Source organism: Streptomyces sp. NBC_01635, from assembly GCF_045209715.1.
GTDB classification, from domain to species: domain Bacteria; phylum Actinomycetota; class Actinomycetes; order Streptomycetales; family Streptomycetaceae; genus Streptomyces; species Streptomyces hirsutus.
This window is the reverse complement of the sequence record NZ_CP109277.1, coordinates 3,192,137-3,210,356: the sequence shown is the minus strand read 5'-3', so window position 1 is coordinate 3,210,356 and position 18,220 is coordinate 3,192,137. Positions and strand designations below refer to the sequence as shown.

The following is an 18,220-nucleotide window of genomic DNA, read 5'->3' as shown; positions in this document are numbered from 1 at the left end:
CCACCCGTACTTTTTTTGACAGTTCCCGTAGACCCCCGGATTCCCGACCACCCCTGACGACCCCTTACGACTCCTGAAGACTCCTGTTCTCGCTACCCGTTTCGACGAGGAAGGCACGGCCGCCGCACGTGAGGGACACACGAGAGAGCCGGCTGCTCCTGGTGCTGCTGATCACCACCGCTTTCGCACTGATCACGGTGGACATCCGCGGCGGAGAGGATTCACCGGTCGACGGTGCCCGGCAGGCCGCGGCCACGGTTTTCGGCCCGATCGAGAACGGAGTGTCCGGCGCGGTCGACCCGATCGGCAACGCGGTCACCGCAGTCCGTGACTCCGGCGACCGGAACGACCGGCTCGCCGAACTCGAGCGGGAGAACACCGCGCTCAAGGCCGAACTCGGCAGCGACGACCGCAACCGCAGCAGAAGCAAGCAGCTCGACAAGATGCTGAAGGTCGCCGGCCAGGGTCAGTACGGCATCAAGGGCGCTCAGGTCATCGCCATAGGAGCGGCCCAGGGCTTCTCCTGGACCATCACCATCGACGTCGGCGCCGACGACGGCATCGAACGCGACATGACCGTCCTCAACGGCGACGGACTCGTCGGCCGGGTCACCACCGTCGGCCCGCACACCGCCACCGTGCTGCTCGCCAACGACCCCGACTTCACCGTGGGCACCCGCATGGAGGCCGGCGACGAACTCGGTTTCGCCTCCGGCCAGGGCGACCGGCCCCTGCGCGTCGAACTCCTCAACGGCAAGGCCGAGATCAAGAAGGGCGACCGGCTGGTCACCTTCGGCTCCCAGGCCGACAAGCCGTTCGTGCCCGGCGTCCCCGTCGGCACCGTCTCCCGCGTCGACCCCTCCGGCGGCGACCTCACCCGCACCCTCTACGTCACGCCGTTCGTGGGCTTCACCAAGCTCGACATCGTCGGCGTCGTCGTCCAGGCCCCGAAGAAGGACCCGCGCGACACGGTGCTGCCCAAGAAGCCGAAGCCCACACCCACGCCGACCGTCACGGTGACCGTCACCCCGTCAGCCCCGGCCGGCGGCCAGGACCAGCAAGAGCAGTAGGAGCTGTCACCCCATGCGCGTCAACCGGATCCTGCTCTCCAGCTCGCTGATCGTCGTCGCCCTGATGATCCAGGTGAGCGTCCTCGCCCGCCTCCACCTCCCGGGTGCCGTTCCCGACCTGCTCCTCCTCACCGTCCTCGGCCTCGCCCTGGTCTACGGCCATGTCGGCGGCGCCCTCATCGGCTTCGGCGCCGGGCTCCTCGCCGACCTCGCACCGCCCGCCGACCACGCCGTCGGCCGCTACGCCCTCGTGCTGTGCGTCATCGGCTACCTCGCCGGGCTGGTCAAGCCCGAGTCCGGCCAAGTGAGATCGGCGACCGGCCCCATGGCCGTGGTGGTCGCCGCCGCGGTCGGTTCCACCTTGCTCTACGCCGGCGTCGGCGCCCTCGTCGGTGACACCGCCGCCCGCCATGTCGGCCTCGGCGGGCTGCTCTTCAGCGCCGCCCTGTACGACCTGCTGCTCGCCCCGTTCGTCGTCCCCGGTGTCATGGCCCTGGCCCGCCGCGCGGAGAACGATCCGCTCGCCGAGAACAACTCCGCCAAGTCCGCGGACCTCGCCTCCGGCTGGAGCGCCGGCGGCACCGGGCTGCGCATCGGCGCCCAGCGGGGCCTTCGCGCGAAGGCGGCGCGGGCCCGGGTGGCCCGCGCGGGCCGCATCAAAGGGGTGAAGCGGCTGTGACCTCGCGGGACTTCACCGGAAAGGGTGAACTGCGGCGGAACCCCGCCGGGCGGCCCCGCCGTTCATCATTCGCACACACATCACTTGCACACACAGTAGTCGCGCACACAGCACTCGCACCCGCAGCAGTCGCACCCGCAGTACCCGTACACGCATCACTCGTACACGCACCGCCGTACGCGCACGGAGAGGGGGAGGAAGCCGCGTGACCAACATTCCCGAGACCGGGCGCAGCACACGGGTCCAGATCCGGCTCGTCGTCATCCAGGTCCTCGTTCTCTCCCTCCTCGGCACCCTCGGCGGGCGCCTGTGGTACCTCCAGATCCGCGAGGGCGCCGAGTACGCCAAAAAGGCCTCCGGCAACCACGTCCAGCAGGTCGTCCAGCCCGCGGTCCGCGGCTCCATCCTGGACGCCCGCGGAGTGGCCCTCGCCGACAACGAGACCCGGCTGGTCGTCTCCGCCTCCCGCACCGAGCTCATGAAGATGCGGGACGACGGCGAGGGGGTCCTCACCAAGCTCGCCGGTGTCCTCGGCATGCCCGCCAAGGACATCATCGAGAAGGTCCGGCTGTGCGACGCCAAGACCCCCCAGCCCTGCTGGAACGGCTCGCCGTACCAGCCCATCCCCATCACCGACGAGGCCACCGCCAAGCAGGCCCTGCAGATCCGCGAGCGCGCCGAGGACTTCCCCGGCATCACCGCCGAGCCCCAGGCCGTACGCCGGTACGCCGCCCCCGGGCAGGCCAACACCGCTCAGGTCCTCGGCTACCTCTCGCCCGTCACCGACGAGGAACTCCAGAAGGCGCAGGACACCGAGTCGCCGTACCTGCGCTCCGACCAGGTCGGCCGCTCCGGCCTCGAGCGCGAGTACGACAAGGAGCTGCGCGGCAAGGCCGGCGTCACCCGCTACGAGGTCGACAACCTCGGCCGGGTCATCGGCGAGGCCGAGGCCGACGCCGCCGAACCCGGCGCCAACCTCGTCACCAGCATCGACGCCCGTGTCCAGCGGATCGCCGAGTACGAGCTGAACGAGGCGATGAAGCAGGCCCGCAAGGAGATGGACCGCAACACCAACCGCCTCTACGAGGCCGACTCGGGCGCCGTCGTCGTCATGGAGGCCAAGACCGGCCGGGTCGTCGCGATGGCCTCCAACCCGAGCTACGACCCCAACGCCTGGGTCGGCGGCATCTCCGGCAAGGACTACGCCAGCCTCACCGGCAAGGACTCCAACTACCCGCTGCTGAACCGCGCCATCCAGGGCCAGTCGGCACCCGGCTCCATCTTCAAGGTCATCCCGACCGCCGCCGCGGTCAACGCCGGGTACTCCTTCAACGGACCCTACGAGTGCTCCAGCTCGTACTCCATCGGCGGCCAGGTCTTCAAGAACTTCGAGTCCCAGAGCCACGGCGCCATCAGCCTCGGCCGTGCCCTCGAGGTCTCCTGCGACACCGTCTTCTACCGCCTCTCCCACGAGGAGTGGAAGCGCGACGGCGGCAACAAGCCGAAGAAGAACGCCAAGGACTGGTTCTACAAGACCTCCCACCAGTTCGGCCTCGGCGAGCTGACCGGCATCGACCTGCCCAACGAGGTCACCGGCCGCGTCCCCGACCGCCAGTGGAAGCTCGACTATTGGAAGGCCAACAAGGACGCCTGGTGCAAGTCCGGCAAGAAGGGCGGCAGCTACGTCGAGCAGATCGCCTACGAGAACTGCCTCGAAGGCAACCGCCTGCGCGCCGGTGACTCCGTCAACTACTCCATCGGCCAGGGCGACACCCTCGTCACCCCCATCCAGATGGCCTCCGTCTACGCGGCCCTCGCCAACGGCGGCACGCTCTACCAGCCCACCGTCGGCAAGGCCGTCATCAGCCCCGACGGCAAGCGGGTCACGAAGATCGAGCCCGAGGCGCAGAGCAAGCTGCCGGTGACCAAGAAGACCCTCGCGGAAATAGACGGAGCCCTCGAGGGAGTCGCCACCCGCGGTACGGCCGCCTGGCGGTTCGGCGGCTGGCCGCAGGACGAGATCCCGATGCACGCCAAGACCGGTACCGCGGAGGTCTACGGAAAGCAGACCACCTCCTGGTTCGCCACCTACACCAAGGACTACTCGGTCGTCATGACGATCGCCCAGGGCGGTACCGGCTCCGGCGCCTCGGGCCCCGCCGTGCGCAACATCTACAACGCGCTGTACGGCGTCTCCCCCGACGGTGTCATCGACGAGAAGAAGGCGCTGCTGCCCACCCCGCAGAAGACGCTGCCCAAGGTCAGGACGGACGGCACCATCGTCTCCCCGAAGATCTCCAAGGACCCGGCCAAGGACCAGCGGGCCACCGAGGAGAGCGAGCAGACAGCCGACGGCCAGGCCCAGGACCAAGACCAGGACCAGGGCGCGACCACGACCACGCCTCCGCCCGCCAACCGCGACACCCGCCGCCGCGACGCACGGCGGGGCGACGCACGGCGGGGCGGTGGCAGACGGGGCGGACGTCCGTCCGGTGACGGACGGCCGGCCGACGGACGTCGGCGCGGCGCCCTCCGGGCGCGCCGCGCGGCAGGCCGGAGGGCGACGACATGACCGGCGGAGTCAACAGCTTCCACGTCTCCGGATACGGACCCGAGCGGGCCGGCTGGACGCGGCTCTTCGCCCGCGACTCCCTGGCCCGGCGCCTCGACTGGCCGATACTGCTGGCCGCGATCGCCCTGTCGCTGCTCGGCTCCCTCCTGGTCTTCTCGGCGACCCGGAACCGCACCGAGATCAACCAGGGCGACCCGTACTACTTCCTGGTCCGGCACTGGCTGAACACCGGCATCGGCCTGGCCCTGATGATCGCCATGCTCTGGCTCGGCCACCGCGCCCTGCGCACCGCCGTGCCGGTCCTCTACGGCCTCTCGGTCATGCTGATCCTGCTGGTGCTCACTCCGCTGGGCTCCACCATCAACGGCGCCCACTCCTGGATCAAGCTCGGCGGCGGCTTCTCCATCCAGCCCTCCGAGTTCGTGAAGCTCACGATCATCCTGGGCATGGCGGTGCTGCTCGCCGCCCGGGTCGACGCGGGCGACAAGGCCTACCCCGACCACCGCACGGTCCTCCAGGCACTGGGCCTGGCCGCCGTCCCCATGCTGGTCGTGATGCTGATGCCCGACCTCGGGTCGGTCATGGTCATGGTCGTCATCGTGCTCGGCGTACTGCTCGCCTCCGGCGCCTCCAACCGGTGGGTCTTCGGGCTGATCGGCACCGGCGCGATCGGTGCGATCACCGTCTGGCAGCTCGGGGTGCTCGACGAGTACCAGATCAACCGCTTCGCCGCCTTCGCCAACCCCGAGCTCGACCCCGCCGGCGTCGGCTACAACACCAACCAGGCCCGCATCGCCATCGGCTCCGGCGGTCTCACCGGCTCCGGGCTCTTCGAGGGCTCGCAGACCACCGGCCAGTTCGTGCCCGAGCAGCAGACCGACTTCGTCTTCACCGTCGCCGGAGAGGAACTCGGCTTCGTCGGGGGCGGGCTCATCATCGTCCTGCTCGGCGTCATCCTGTGGCGCGCCTGCCGCATCGCCCGCGACACCACCGACCTGTACGGCACCATCGTCGCCGCCGGCATCGTCGCCTGGTTCGCCTTCCAGTCCTTCGAGAACATCGGCATGACCCTCGGCATCATGCCGGTCACCGGTCTGCCCCTGCCGTTCGTGTCCTACGGCGGTTCGTCGATGTTCGCGGTGTGGCTGGCCGTGGGCCTCCTGCAGTCGATCAGACTGCAACGCCCGCTGTCCGCGTGACCCGGCCCGGCCGGGCCGACCGACCCGGTCGTCCCGGCCAACTCGGGTCACAGGCCTCCTCGTCCGCCGTCCGACCCGGTTTCCCCGGCACCGACCGGGGAAACCGGAGGGTGAGACCACCGGCGACGAGTAGATTCGGGTCATGGCGGACACAAAGCGAGAAGTCGAGCGAAAGTACGAGTCCGGCGACGGCGGACTCCCCGACCTGACCGGTGTCCCCGGTCTCGAGTCCATCGTCGACCGGGGCGTGGCCCACCTCGACGCCCTCTACTACGACACCGCCGACGAGCGCCTCGCCGCTTCCTCCCTCACCCTCCGCAAGCGCACCGGCGGCTCCGACGCCGGCTGGCACCTGAAGTTCCCGGTGGCCCCCGGAGTGCGTGACGAGGTCCACGCCCCGCTCTCCGACACCCTCCCGGAGAGCCTCGCCCGGCTTGTCCGCTCCCGTGTCCGCCACGCCGAACTGAGCCCCGTGGTCCGGCTGCGCTCCGACCGGGACCTGCGCCACCTCCTCGACGGCGCCGGCCGGCTCCTCGCCGAGATCAGCGTCGACACCGTGCACGCCGAACGTCTCACCGGCGAGGGCGGCACCGCCCGGTGGACCGAGATCGAGGTCGAACTCGCCGACGACGGCGACCCCGCCTTCCTCGACAAGGTCGACAAGAAGCTCCGCAAGGCGGGCCTGCGCCCCTCGGACTCGCCCTCCAAACTGGCCCGGGCCCTCGCCGAGACGGAGTCCGCCGCGACCACGCCCCAGGCCGCCCCCGCACCCGCGGTCGCCCCGGCAGCCGCACCGAAGCGGAAGCGACGCAGCCGCCCGGTCGGCAAACCCGTCACCGCCGGCGACCACGTCCTCGCCTACATCCGTGCCCAGCGGGACGCACTCGTCGAACTCGACCCCGCCGTACGCCAGGGCGTACCCGACTCCGTCCACCGCATGCGGGTCGCCACCCGCCGCCTGCGCAGCACCTTCCGCTCCTTCCGGTCCGTCCTGGACCGGAAGAGCACCGACCCGATCGGCGTCGACCTGAAGTGGCTGGCCGCCGAACTCGGTCTGGAGCGCGACCAGGAGGTACTCGCCGGGCGCCTGCTGTCGGCCTTGGACGAACTGCCCGACACCCTCGTCCACGGCCCCGTCCACCACCGGCTGACCACCTGGGCCGAGGCCGGCCACAGCAGAGCCCACAGCGAGGTCACCGCCGTCCTCGACTCCCGCCGCTACCTCACCCTGCTCGACACCCTCGACACCCTGCTGGCCGACCCGCCCCTGCGGAAGAAGGCCGCCGGCGACCCGGACAAGGTGCTAGCCAAGGCCGTGAGCAAGGACCTCGCCAAGGTGTCCGCCCTGGTCTCCCGGGCCCGGGACCTCCCGCCCGGCCACGACCGCGACGTCGCCCTGCACGAGGCCCGCAAGAAGACCAAGCGCACCCGCTACGCCGCCGAGGCCGCGGGACCGGCCCTCAAGGCTCCCGCCAAGGACCTGGTCAAGAGCATGAAGGAGCTCCAGAGCCTGCTCGGCGACCACCAGGACAGCGTCATGGCCCGCCGGACCCTGCGCGAACTGTCCGCCGTCGCCCACGCGGCGGGGGAGAGCGCCTTCACCTACGGCCTGCTCCACGGACACGAGGAACGCCGCGCGGAGATCGTCGAGGCGGCACTCCCGGAAACCTGGACGTCCGTCAGGAAGAGCACCGACTTCTGAGCGGTCCACCGCCCCGGGCCGACGTGCGGGGGGATCTCCCCGATCGGGTTAGGCTGGATGGTCACCCGCCCCCAGCCCCGGCCGGGGGGACCCCCGCCCGCACACAAAGGTTCCGAGATGCCTGCCGAAGCCGCCGAGTCTGTGTTCCCGCAGCTCGAAGCTCTGCTCCCGCATGTGCAGAAGCCGATCCAGTACGTCGGCGGAGAGCTCAACTCCACGGTCAAGCCTTGGGACAGCTGTGACGTCCGCTGGGCGCTCATGTACCCCGACGCGTACGAGGTCGGACTGCCCAACCAGGGCGTCATGATCCTCTACGAGGTGCTCAACGAGCAGGACGGCGTCCTCGCCGAGCGCACCTACAGCGTCTGGCCGGACCTGGAGGAGCTGATGCGCGAGCACCGCGTCCCCCAGTTCACGGTCGACAGCCACCGCCCGGTCAAGGCCTTCGACGTGTTCGGCCTGAGCTTCTCCACCGAGCTCGGCTACACCAACATGCTCACCGCCCTGGACCTGGCCGGCATCCCGCTCGAGGCCAAGGACCGCGGGCTGGACGACCCGATCGTCATGGCCGGCGGCCACGCCGCGTTCAACCCCGAGCCGATCTCCGACTTCATCGACTGCGCCGTCATCGGCGACGGCGAGCAGGCCGTCCTCGAGGTCACCCGGATCGTCCGCGCCTGGAAGGAGGAGGGCCGCCCCGGCGGCCGCGAGGAACTCCTCTTCCGCCTGGCGAGGACCGGCGGGGTGTACGTCCCGGGCTTCTACGACGTCGAGTACCTCCCCGACGGCCGCATCGCCCGCGTCGTGCCGAACAAGTCGGGCGTGCCGTGGCGCGTCTCCAAGCACACGGTCATGGACCTCGACGAGTGGCCCTACCCCAAGCAGCCCCTCGTCCCGCTCGCCGAGACGGTCCACGAGCGCATGTCGGTGGAGATCTTCCGCGGCTGCACCCGCGGCTGCCGCTTCTGCCAGGCCGGCATGATCACCCGCCCGGTGCGCGAGCGCTCCATCACCGGCATCGGCGACATGGTCGAGAAGGGCCTGAAGGCCACCGGCTTCGAGGAGGTCGGCCTCCTCTCCCTCTCCTCCGCCGACCACTCGGAGATCGGCGACATCGCCAAGGGCCTCGCCGACCGCTACGAAGAGGACAAGATCGGCCTCTCGCTGCCCTCCACCCGCGTCGACGCCTTCAACGTCGACCTGGCCAACGAGCTGACCCGCAACGGCCGCCGCTCCGGCCTCACCTTCGCCCCCGAGGGCGGCTCGGAGCGCCTGCGCAAGGTCATCAACAAGATGGTCTCCGAGGACGACCTGATCAGGACCGTCGCCACGGCCTACGGCAACGGCTGGCGGCAGGTGAAGCTCTACTTCATGTGCGGCCTGCCCACCGAGACCGACGACGACGTCCTCCAGATCGCCGACATGGCGATGAACGTCATCCAGAAGGGCCGCGAGGTCTCCGGCTCGGGCGACATCCGCTGCACGGTCTCCATCGGCGGCTTCGTCCCCAAGCCGCACACCCCCTTCCAGTGGGCCCCGCAGCTGTCGGCCGAGGAGACGGACGCCCGCCTGACCAAGCTGCGCGACAAGATCCGCGGCGACAAGAAGTACGGCCGCTCCATCGGCTTCCGCTACCACGACGGCAAGCCCGGCATCATCGAGGGCCTGCTCTCCCGCGGCGACCGCCGTGTCGGCGCGGTCATCCGCGCGGTCTACGAGGACGGCGGCCGCTTCGACGGCTGGCGCGAGCACTTCTCCTACGACCGCTGGATGAACTGCGCGGACAAGACCCTGCCCTCCTTCGGCGTGGACCTCGACTGGTACACCACCCGCGAACGCGCCTACGAGGAGGTCCTCCCCTGGGACCACCTCGACTCCGGTCTCGACAAGGACTGGCTCTGGGAGGACTGGCAGGACGCCCTCGACGAGACGGAGGTCGAGGACTGCCGCTGGACCCCGTGCTTCGACTGCGGCGTGTGCCCTCAGATGGACACTTGGCCACAAGTAAGCGACAGCGGCAAGAAGCTGCTGCCGCTGACGGTCAAGAAGTCGCCTACCAGCTGAAACGGGGGGGACGGGAGTGAGCGAGGCGCTGAGGCGGATCGCCGAGGCCGTGATGGAGGTCACAGAGGAGGAGGTGGTCGCAGCGCTGGGCACACTCGGAGCTTTGCAGCGGCGGCCAAGCCAGATGCGGGACACGTTCAGAACGCCGCTGTCGTCGTCTGAGGGCTCGCCAGGGATCCTCTCCGAAGTGGAATGGGTTTGATCCCGTCGGCTGCCTGAGAACGCCCTCTGCGAACTTCTGAGCCCCCTCCTTGATCGGGAGGGGGCTCAGTCGTGTTCGGACCAGCCCTGGCAGACGCAGGCGGATGTTGTCTTGGCTGCTCTGACGCCGATGGTGAGACCTGCCGCTGTCTCGACGCTGGTGTAGCAAGCGTTCACTCCGTAGCAAGGGTCGGCCAGCGTGTTCGTCTGTGTCCATAACGCTGGGCGCTCTCAGATGGCTGCTGCCTTCCTCACGCACCTTGCCAGGGAGAGGGTGGAAGTCAGCTGGTGCTGTCTCTGCCGACACGGTCAATCCGGCGGTGGTGGAAGCGATGGACGAAGCCGGCATCGACGTCTCCGCCGAGACACCGAAGGTCCTGACTGTTCAGCCATGTAGGCATCCAGCGCCGCGCCCCGATCGCAGCACGTTGCCCAACACTGACTGCCTACCCTGTGTCTTCCTTGTCAGCATTGGCATTCGCCTGCGACGCTCCTCATGACGCGAGACAATGGGCACCCATGGCGACCTTGTGTCACATCAGGTCAGCCTCGCCACATGCATAGCGTTCAAAGACAGGGGGACTGTGAAGCGTAACGCTCTCGTAGTCATGGCAGCTGACGACAACCAACGAGGTGACTTATTCGGCCGCTTGGTTTGCGATGTATTCCATTCCTTGGGATACGAGAACTTCCGGCTAAACGTTAACCGCACAGGCCGGGAAATTGACATCAAGGGGAGGCATAGAGCAGAGCAGAAGGCAGTGATTGCCGAATGTAAGGCGATGAAACGTCCCGTTGGTGGATCTGATCTTAATAAATTTGCTGGCGCTTCGCAAGTGGAGGCGCAAGGGACGCAGGCAGTCGTAGCACCCTATTTCGTCTCGCTGGGCGGTTTCACTTCATCTGCGCTTGAGCAAGAACGTGAAGCAGGCGCTCGAATGACCCTGCTGGATGCAAATGCGATTGTGGGTGAGCTAATTAGAGGGCGCGTGATTGTATCGAAAGAGCGCGCCCTCAGTGCGACAGGGCCTGCTGTAGGGAGGTTGCCCGCTGGTGCATCCCTGAGTGGTCATCCTACGCTCATAGCTCACGAAATCGGCTGGGTTTGGGCGATCTTCTTTCAATGCCATGGTGAAGAGACTCATTTTACGCTTGTGCATGCCGATGGTCACGGAATAGCGGATTCGTTGGCTGGCAGGGTATTGTCAGGAGGTGGGGGCGGCAATACGATTTTCGCTGGACTTAAGTACGTATCCTCGGTTACCGACGCGACTAGCTCTGTCAACGGTGAAGTTGCAAAAGATAGCTATTTGCAGTTTCTGCTACGCGAGTTTGGTGCGATAACCCTTGAAGGGCTTCCAGCGGACCAGGAAACAGGATCCCGGGTTCTGCGCCTTGATTCTCTGTATGTTCCTCAAAGATTTGTTTCGACTGTGAAATCGAAGATGAGTGGGGGAGATCCGTTTGATATTCCGGAAGACGAAACACCGGATGTCCTTTCCACGCGGAAGCTCCTTGACGCGGATCGACATGTTGCTGTCTTGGCTGGCCCAGGGAGCGGCAAGACAACCTTGATCAAAATGCTGGCTGTGTCATATGCGGATCCGGACAGGCGGAGAAAGTTTGCCGGTAGCTTGCCGGTAGAGGATCTCATGCCATTGGTCATTCGATGCCGTCAACTTGGTTCCAGAACGCGCGAGCCAATCGTCACCACCCTTTTTTCCCTCATAGAGCAAGCCGAGCGAATTGACTTGAAGCGTGAGTTCGCAGCTGCCGTGTCTCAAGCTTTGAAATCGGGAAGGGTGCTACTCCTGGTCGATGGCCTTGACGAAATCAGTGATGCGCAAGAGCGCCTGACATTTACGACTCAGCTCCGCACGTTCATTGGGACATATCCAACAATTAGGGTCGTCTGCACTTCACGCGAAGCCGGCTTTCGTGCTGTGGCAGGCGCTGTGGCGTCCATCTGTCGCAGTTATAAGATTGCTGACCTCTCTCTGTCCGACATTGAGCAGCTTTGCGTTTCCTGGCATCGCGAAATACAAGGGCATAGCCCTGCGTCTATGAGCGCCGCTGCAGAGTCGTTCAGTGCGGTAACAGCCAATCCTCGAGTGTACGAGCTGGCCGTCAATCCACTGCTATTGATGACTCTCCTTCTTGTTAAGCGGTGGATGGGAGAGATACCCACGAAGCGCACGGTGCTTTATAGTAAGGCAATTGAAGTGCTTCTCATGACCTGGAACACGCAGGGGCATGAGCCCATGGATCCTGAGGATGCGTTGCCGCAGCTGGCGTTCGCTGCCTTCTCGATGCTCACCGAAGATAAGCAGAGTGCTTCGGCCAGAGAGCTTCGCGATTTGTTCAATCGTGCTCGTGAGGAAATGCCTGAACTTCTGAGCTTTTCCAAACTGTCGGCAGACGGCTTCATTCGAAGGGTTGAGGAAAGAAGCAGTCTCATTGTGCAGAGCGGAAGTACGATTGAGCGCGGCCTCACGCGCCCTCTGTATGAATTCAAGCATCTCACGTTTCAGGAGTATCTTGCCGCCTTGGCTTGTGCCGAATCTTGGCACCCCGGCCGTGACTACGAGTCCGATCCAGTTTCAGTTCTGAAACCATACCTGGAAAATGAGACGTGGACTGAGGTTATTCCGCTTGCCTCGGTCTTGTCGGGGATCAAACATGCTAAATGCATCGTGCGTGAATTGATTGATCGAATTAAGGCGTCCAACCCTGAAGACATGCACATGCTTGACGAGGAGGAGGGCGAGGGGCTGAGGGCTCATCCTTTGTACCGCAACCTACTTGGCTGCATAACGGATGGCGCCCCTATTCATCCGGATCTAGTCCGTGAGTCCTTGGAAACTCTGGTCGACTACTGGGATGGGGAGTCATCACTCGCAACCCATTTCAGGGGGAGCCGTATTCTCCCGGTGCTCGGTGATCTCCTGTGGGAGAGGTATGAGACAGGGGAAGGCTTGAGCAGGCATGGGGATCTCCTTTCTCAGGTTTACTCAGACCTATATGAAGGTGGCGCAAAACTGTCTGATCTTATTGCTGACCTCCGTCACTCGGATGAACGAAGGGTTGTAGGGGCTGCGCTAGGGTTGATGGCAATATTTTACGGATCTAGTCCCCATATCAAGGATGGTGATACTTCCTCTCTCAAGCAAACCTTGCGTGAATTGGTTGCAGGTGCTGCAACGCTTCAGGTGAAATTTGCCGTCACGTGGGCACTGTGTTGGGCCTTGCCTTACTTTAATTGGAGTAAGAACGAGGTGAAGCTTCTGCTGGAAGTTCTGATTCGGCAGTGGCGGAGCGGTGAGCATCGTGAGATGTCTGATTTTTCCGCCTGGGCAATTAGCATTTTGCCAGTCGAGGGTATTCGTTTCTCTCGTGGGGAGATTGATGTAGATGAGAGCGGTTTGGCGGACTTGGTTAGAGGAATTCTTGATGGCTCATCGGGGGCTCCGGGTCGCTCTAAGCAAGCCGCATTGCGGTTGGCCTACTTCTCTGAAGACTTCTTTACGGATGATGAGGTGCTGGGGTATATTGAAAAAGTATGGCCGCGGGAGCAGCGGGCGAAATACCGGACGGAGCCTTTTGCTGACATTCGGAGTGCAATAAATCAGCCTGTGTTGTTTTCCCCTTGAACTGTGCGCACGAGAGGTCCTATATCCATAGGCTCCTCGTGTAGTGCTTCATCAATCGGTAGGGTTGAAGTCGTGTCTGGCGTGCGTCGGGTTGGTCACCCGTGGGCGTGCGCTGCTTGATCGCGCGCGACTAGGGGAGCTGGTACGAGCATGGCGGTTGACGCTGCTCGGTCGGAAGAAGAGTTCACGTCGGAGAAGGCTGCGCTGGTGATGAGTGCCGCGTGCCGGGCGGCGGGGTTGGATGACGGGGGCGCGGAGCTGATTCGGTTTGGGGAGAACGCTCTGTTCCGTCTGGTTTCGGCGCCCGTGGTCGTGCGTGTGGCGCGGGGGGAGGAGTGGCTACCCAAAGCGCGTATCGAGGTGGCCGTGTCGCGGTGGTTGGCAGGTGAGGGCTTCCCCGGGGTGCGCATCCTCGATGACCTCGAACAGCCGCTCTCGATCGATGGCCACCCGGTGACCTTCTGGCATCTCATCCGTGAGGGTGACCGTAAGGCGACGTACGGGGAGCTGGGTGGCATCCTGCGGGATCTTCACTCGATGACGTTGCCGGCCGAGGTGGAGTTTCCCTTGTTCGATCCCTTCGATAAACAAGAGCTGCGAATCAACCGGGCCCCGATCCCGGAGGACGACCGGGTCTTCCTGAGGAAGCGCTGGCGAGAGCTGCGTGATCAGTTCGAAGAGCTGAGCTTCGAGACTCCTAAGGGGCCTGTCCATGGTGACGCTCACGTGCAGAACCTCATGGTGGACGATCAGGGGCAAGTCATCTTGATCGACTTTGAAGCGTTCTGTTTCGATCACCCGGAGTGGGACCTGATGGTCACGGCAACGGAGCATCACAGCCTCGGGTGGCAGACCGACGAGCAGTACGCCGACTTCGTGCGGGCGTACGGGCGGGACCTGCGCGACTGGCCCGGTTACGACACACTGCGTCGGCTCCAAGAGTTCGGCATGACGACGTGGCTCATGCAGAACCTGCGGGAGGACGAGAGGACGGCGATCGAGTACCGCCGGCGCATCTCGGCCCTGCGCAACGATGACGCACCTCGGGACTGGCGGCCGTGGTAGCCGCTACTCGTCGTCGTCCAGTCGGGCGAGTGCCTCGCTCACCTTCTCGTTGAACGCTACTACGGCGGGGTGGGCCGCGTGTGTGCTCACCTCGGCCTGAAAGTCGGTCACGTAGCGCTGGAACCGGGAGGACTGGAGGGAGTCTCCGCCGTCGACTGCGAGACTCGCGGTGGTGACCGCGGCTTCCAACTCGCCGTTTATGAGCTGGCTCTGGGCGAGCACCATGCGGCAGAAGCCGAGAGTGCGTGCGTACTTCGGGTCGGTGCTGTCCACTGCGCGCTGGGCCTGCTCGACGGCTTCTCGGCGCATCTTGAGGTCTCGGAAGCAGTGGCAGAGTTCGCCCATGAGTTCTGCTTCGTCGAAGTAGCTCAGCCACGACGGGTCTTCGGCGGTGCCGGCGCGCTCGAAGTGGTGCTCGGCTTCTCTCACGGCCCGGCCGGCTGCCATGCCGTCTCCTGCGTTGGACAGGGCGCGGGCCTCCATCGCCGAGTAGTTGGCCATGGCGCGTGGGGTGGCTCGGCCCTTGGCTCCCTCGACCGCGGCGCGGGCTAGCTGGATGGCCTGGGTGTGGTTGCCGAGGTAGTTGGCCTGGTGGCTGAGGTTGCCGAGAATGCGGGCGCCGAACATGCGGTCGTCGATGACCTGGGACAGGCGCAGCGTGGATGTGAGATAGCGGTGGGCGAGCCGGTGGTTTCCGGTGTCGTACGCGGTCCACGCCAGTAACTGGGACACCTCGGAGGCGGCGCCGAATAACGCTGTGCCCACCTTCTGGCTGTAGCTCGCGTCGAGGAGGGGAAGCACTTCGTGCCGGAAGTAGTGGCGCAGCGCCTTGTGGCCGTGACCTCCGCCGTATTTGAAGTCGAGTTGCATGAACATGTCGGCGGCGTCTCGGATAGCCCGGACGTCGCGCATGCCGACTCGTTGGTGTGCTGGCCTGTCGGTCTGGACGCCGTCGGGGCGCGCGATCATCCATGAGAGGACGGCTGAGCTGAGGTCGCTTTCCGCGACGATCAGTCGGTCTGAGGCGGGGGTGTCGGTGCGCTCCTGGGCGAGGCCGTCGAGCATGGACAGGACGTCCGGGACGGTGCTCGGGTAGCCGACCGGCTGCGGTGCGGTCGCCTTGGTGTCGCCGAAGAAGCCGAGATCACCGGGTGTGATGTGCCGGTCGAGCTTGGCTGAGAGTACGTCCGCCATGATCGCTGCTGTCTGCGGCCTGATGCTCGACCCGTTGCGCCACCGCTGGACGGAGACATGGGTCGTCCCCAGCTCGACGCCTCGGCGGCCGGCCTCGTCGGTCATGCGTTTCGCGAGGCCCTTGTTCGAGATTCTGGCCTCGTTCATGACTGCGATCAGCTGCGCGTTTGGCTCTCGGCTCATGCTCCCCTGCCAACCCGAGAATGACGGCGAGTGTTCATCGTGTCACAGCTGTCTTCCGTCTCGGGGGTTCATTCGTGAACCCCCTTTGTATTTGCCGGTGTTCATGTGAACCCACTGGTGAACGCTCCCGATCACGAGCCTGACGCCGTGTACTGGCTCGCGTGCAGCAACCGGTGTCGGAGGCTCGGAAGGGATCGCGATGGACGCGGGGAAACTCAAGGATTTGAGCAGTGAGTTGGATGCCTTTGCGCACTGGTTCGTGGCGCCGGATCCGTCGTCCGATGGGCACTTTCTGACGCTCACGCTCTTCGCGGAGTTCGACGACACGGCGCGCATCGCGCGGAACATGACGGCCGTTTTTCTCCGGAGCGTTGGTGCTGATGACCTCGCAGACGACGCGTGTCTCGTGGTCTCGGAGCTGGTCGGGAACGTGGTCAACCACGCAGTACCGGACCGGCGCCGGGCGCTGCCTGGCTCCTGTCGACGCATCGACGTGACGTTCAAGAAGTATCCGAAGTGGCTCTTCATCGGGGTTTCCGATGAGGACTCGACGCCCCCGTTGCTTCCGGTGGGTGAGGCGTTCGCACCGGGCCTGGTGGGCGAGTTGTCCGAGGCTGTGTTGCCGGATTCCGGGCGTGGTCTGTTCATCGTGCAGCGACTGGTGACGGCGCTGTGGTGGACGGAGCACGAGAGAGGCGGCAAAACCGTGTGGTCCCGCTTCGATCTTGACGAGTCCACGGTCGCTCAATCGGTCTGAAAGACCCCGGGCCGCCGCCTTGACGTACTCCCTCGCGATCGGGAGTGGGCGGCGCCCCGGTCATCGGCAGGAGTCTGACCACTTCCGCCGAAGGGGCGCGGCCTCTCGGACGTTCGGAGGCTCCCCTCCCGAGTGAGGGGCCGCGCTTCACATCACCCATATAGGCCGGGCCACCCCATCTGCCCTGGAAAGCGAAGGGTGGCCCGGCTGGGAACGCGACGGTCCCCGGTGCCTGATGGTACCGGGGCCGTCGTGCTGCATTCCGGCTCTGGTCCAAGGAAGTTGACGATCCGTTACTAGAGCAGGGCAGAGGTGGCAAGGTGACTGGCTCGGGTGAAGGCTGGCTGAGCGATGGTCTCGATGTGCCGGGCGCGGACTCGGGTCTCTGGGTGTCCGGCGTCGACTACATCGCTGGGTGGCATGAGGCGCGCGAGGCTGCCGACCGGTTCAATCGGGCGCTCCTGGGCGTGGGCTTCGAACTGTCCGAAGCGCGGGCCGTCGCCTCGACGAACGAGGACGGACGCGGCGTCGTACGGCTGGCCGGCTGGCCCGGCGCGGTGGAACGGCTCGCTCAGCTCCTGGAGGCGCGTGCGGGCAGCGATGGTGGTGCAGCGTGAGGGCCTGCTTCGCTGATGGGTGCCGCGGGTGGGTACGTCGCCGGCCGGAGAGACTTTGGGCGGGAGCTGCCATGGGGCGAGTGAACAGGGGGCCCTACGCTGGCCCGGCGAATCGGGCAGGCACTGGTCCTGCCCGCGTTTGTGCCCGATGGGCCCCCTGTTCTTCGAGGCTCGCCCCATGGTGGCTGCCTAAAGTCTCGGAGGGCGGCGACCCCCAGCCCCGTGAGCCCCTGCTCATTGCGGCTGCTCGACGCCTCGACTGCCTTGGGGTGCTGCGGCGTGGGGCGTCGGGCGACCGGACGGGACCGGCGGCCACGCCGCACGCCCGGCCGGGGCGGCCGGGCGCCCCGGCGCGCCGTAGGCGCGCCCTTGAGGAAGTGAAGGCTGTTTCGACCGATGCCGTATGCGGCTCAGGTGCGGGCGCCTCGCGCAGGCTGCTGGTCGGCGGTGATCCGGTAGGCGAGTTCGGCGCGGTCCGCACCGAAACGCAGTTCTTCGAGGAGCAGGGGGCGGCTGTCGGCGCTGTGCGCGGTTCGGGTCACGTGCAGGACCGGGGTCGCGTCCGGGAGCTGGAGCGCGGTGCGTTCGTCGGGCAAAGGCATGTGCGCGCGTACCGTCTCGTTCCACGACAAGGTGTGTCCGGCCTGGGTGAGAATCCAGTAGATCGCGGCAGGCGGCTTGCACGGCTCCGCGCCGAGGAGTGGAACGGCTTCGGCGACCTGGAAGGGGATCAGCGTGCGGTGCATGGCGCGCGTCCCGGTGTTCGGGTCGACGAGCAGCCGGTCACAGCCGAACAGGGCTTCCTCTGTTTCGAGCTGGAGGAGCCGGCCGGTGTCCTTCGTGGTGCGGGTGCGGTAGGTGTGCGGCTGCTCGGCCTCTTGCCAGATGTCGCCGTTGGGCATCACGAACTTGCCCTCGGCGGTGCAGCTGACGCGGCGCTCGATGGTGAGGGCCGGCTGTCCACTGGAGCGCACAAAGCTGCCTTTGCCATGGCGGACGTCGATGAGTCCTTCCGCACGCAGTGCCGCGACGGCGTTGCGCACGGTGGGCCGGGAGACGCCGTAGCGGGCCATGAGCTGGGCCTCGGACGGCAACAGGGACTCGGGCGCGAACTCGCCGGACAGGATCGCTTCTCGGATTGCTGCGGCCACCTGCTGATAGAGGGCTCCGGGGCGCTGGATCTCCGACATCTCGGCATCTCCGGGGTGGGGTCGTAGGTGCGTCGCACGCGCGACATCACTCGTCAGCATAAGTAGTTGCAGCGTCG

The 18,220-nt window shown here is 66.0% G+C and carries 12 protein-coding genes and 1 pseudogene; 11 read left to right on the top strand and 2 right to left on the bottom strand.

Annotated features, from left to right (window positions below; all coding sequences use genetic code 11):
• Window positions 1–128: 128 nt before the first annotated feature.
• The 9 genes and pseudogenes from mreC to OHB56_RS15020 all read left to right on the top strand — a co-directional run bounded on the left by mreC (window position 129) and on the right by OHB56_RS15020 (window position 14,202).
• Window positions 129–1,070, top strand: a complete 942-nt coding sequence (gene mreC / locus OHB56_RS15060; RefSeq protein WP_326752741.1) for a rod shape-determining protein MreC — start codon at window positions 129–131, stop codon at window positions 1,068–1,070.
• A gap of 13 nt (window positions 1,071–1,083) precedes the next feature.
• Window positions 1,084–1,749, top strand: coding sequence for a rod shape-determining protein MreD (gene mreD / locus OHB56_RS15055; protein WP_055596054.1), 666 nt, complete (start codon window positions 1,084–1,086; stop codon window positions 1,747–1,749).
• 205 nt (window positions 1,750–1,954) lie between these two features.
• The gene (mrdA, locus tag OHB56_RS15050; protein WP_406353782.1) at window positions 1,955–4,321 is read left to right on the top strand and encodes a penicillin-binding protein 2; all 2,367 of its coding nucleotides are present in this window, start codon (window positions 1,955–1,957) and stop codon (window positions 4,319–4,321) included.
• A complete protein-coding gene (rodA, locus tag OHB56_RS15045) occupies window positions 4,318–5,520 on the top strand; it encodes a rod shape-determining protein RodA (RefSeq protein ID WP_326752739.1) in 1,203 nt (400 codons plus the stop codon). The genes mrdA and rodA overlap by 4 nt, the downstream gene beginning before the upstream one ends.
• Window positions 5,521–5,662: 142 nt before the next feature.
• Complete coding sequence (locus tag OHB56_RS15040; RefSeq protein ID WP_326752738.1) at window positions 5,663–7,222, top strand: CYTH and CHAD domain-containing protein; 1,560 nt, start codon at window positions 5,663–5,665, stop codon at window positions 7,220–7,222.
• A 117-nt stretch (window positions 7,223–7,339) separates the two neighbouring features.
• The gene (locus OHB56_RS15035; RefSeq protein ID WP_406353780.1) at window positions 7,340–9,286 is read left to right on the top strand and encodes a TIGR03960 family B12-binding radical SAM protein; all 1,947 of its coding nucleotides are present in this window, start codon (window positions 7,340–7,342) and stop codon (window positions 9,284–9,286) included.
• A gap of 436 nt (window positions 9,287–9,722) precedes the next feature.
• Window positions 9,723–9,876 (top strand): annotated as a pseudogene (locus OHB56_RS15030) (phosphotyrosine protein phosphatase); the annotation flags it as partial.
• Window positions 9,877–10,095: 219 nt separating this feature from the next.
• Window positions 10,096–13,137, top strand: a complete 3,042-nt coding sequence (locus OHB56_RS15025; protein ID WP_406353778.1) for an NACHT domain-containing protein — start codon at window positions 10,096–10,098, stop codon at window positions 13,135–13,137.
• A 150-nt stretch (window positions 13,138–13,287) separates the two neighbouring features.
• A complete protein-coding gene (locus OHB56_RS15020; RefSeq protein WP_406353776.1) occupies window positions 13,288–14,202 on the top strand; it encodes a phosphotransferase enzyme family protein in 915 nt (304 codons plus the stop codon).
• Window positions 14,203–14,205: 3 nt separating this feature from the next.
• On the opposite strand, the gene OHB56_RS15015 is transcribed toward OHB56_RS15020, so the two are convergent.
• A complete protein-coding gene (locus OHB56_RS15015) occupies window positions 14,206–15,579 on the bottom strand; it encodes a sporulation protein (protein WP_406353774.1) in 1,374 nt (457 codons plus the stop codon).
• A gap of 199 nt (window positions 15,580–15,778) precedes the next feature.
• On the opposite strand from OHB56_RS15015, the gene OHB56_RS15010 reads away from it, so the two are divergent.
• On the top strand, window positions 15,779–16,336 hold the full coding sequence (locus OHB56_RS15010; RefSeq protein WP_406353773.1) for an ATP-binding protein: 558 nt from the start codon (window positions 15,779–15,781) through the stop codon (window positions 16,334–16,336).
• Window positions 16,337–16,656: 320 nt separating this feature from the next.
• Window positions 16,657–16,953 (top strand): hypothetical protein, encoded by a 297-nt coding sequence (locus OHB56_RS15005; RefSeq protein WP_406353771.1) that lies wholly within the window; start codon window positions 16,657–16,659, stop codon window positions 16,951–16,953.
• 410 nt (window positions 16,954–17,363) lie between these two features.
• Here OHB56_RS15005 and OHB56_RS15000 read toward each other — a convergent pair whose 3' ends face one another.
• The gene (locus OHB56_RS15000; RefSeq protein ID WP_406353769.1) at window positions 17,364–18,143 is read right to left on the bottom strand and encodes a GntR family transcriptional regulator; all 780 of its coding nucleotides are present in this window, start codon (window positions 18,141–18,143) and stop codon (window positions 17,364–17,366) included.
• Between the last annotated feature and the right edge of the window lie 77 nt (window positions 18,144–18,220).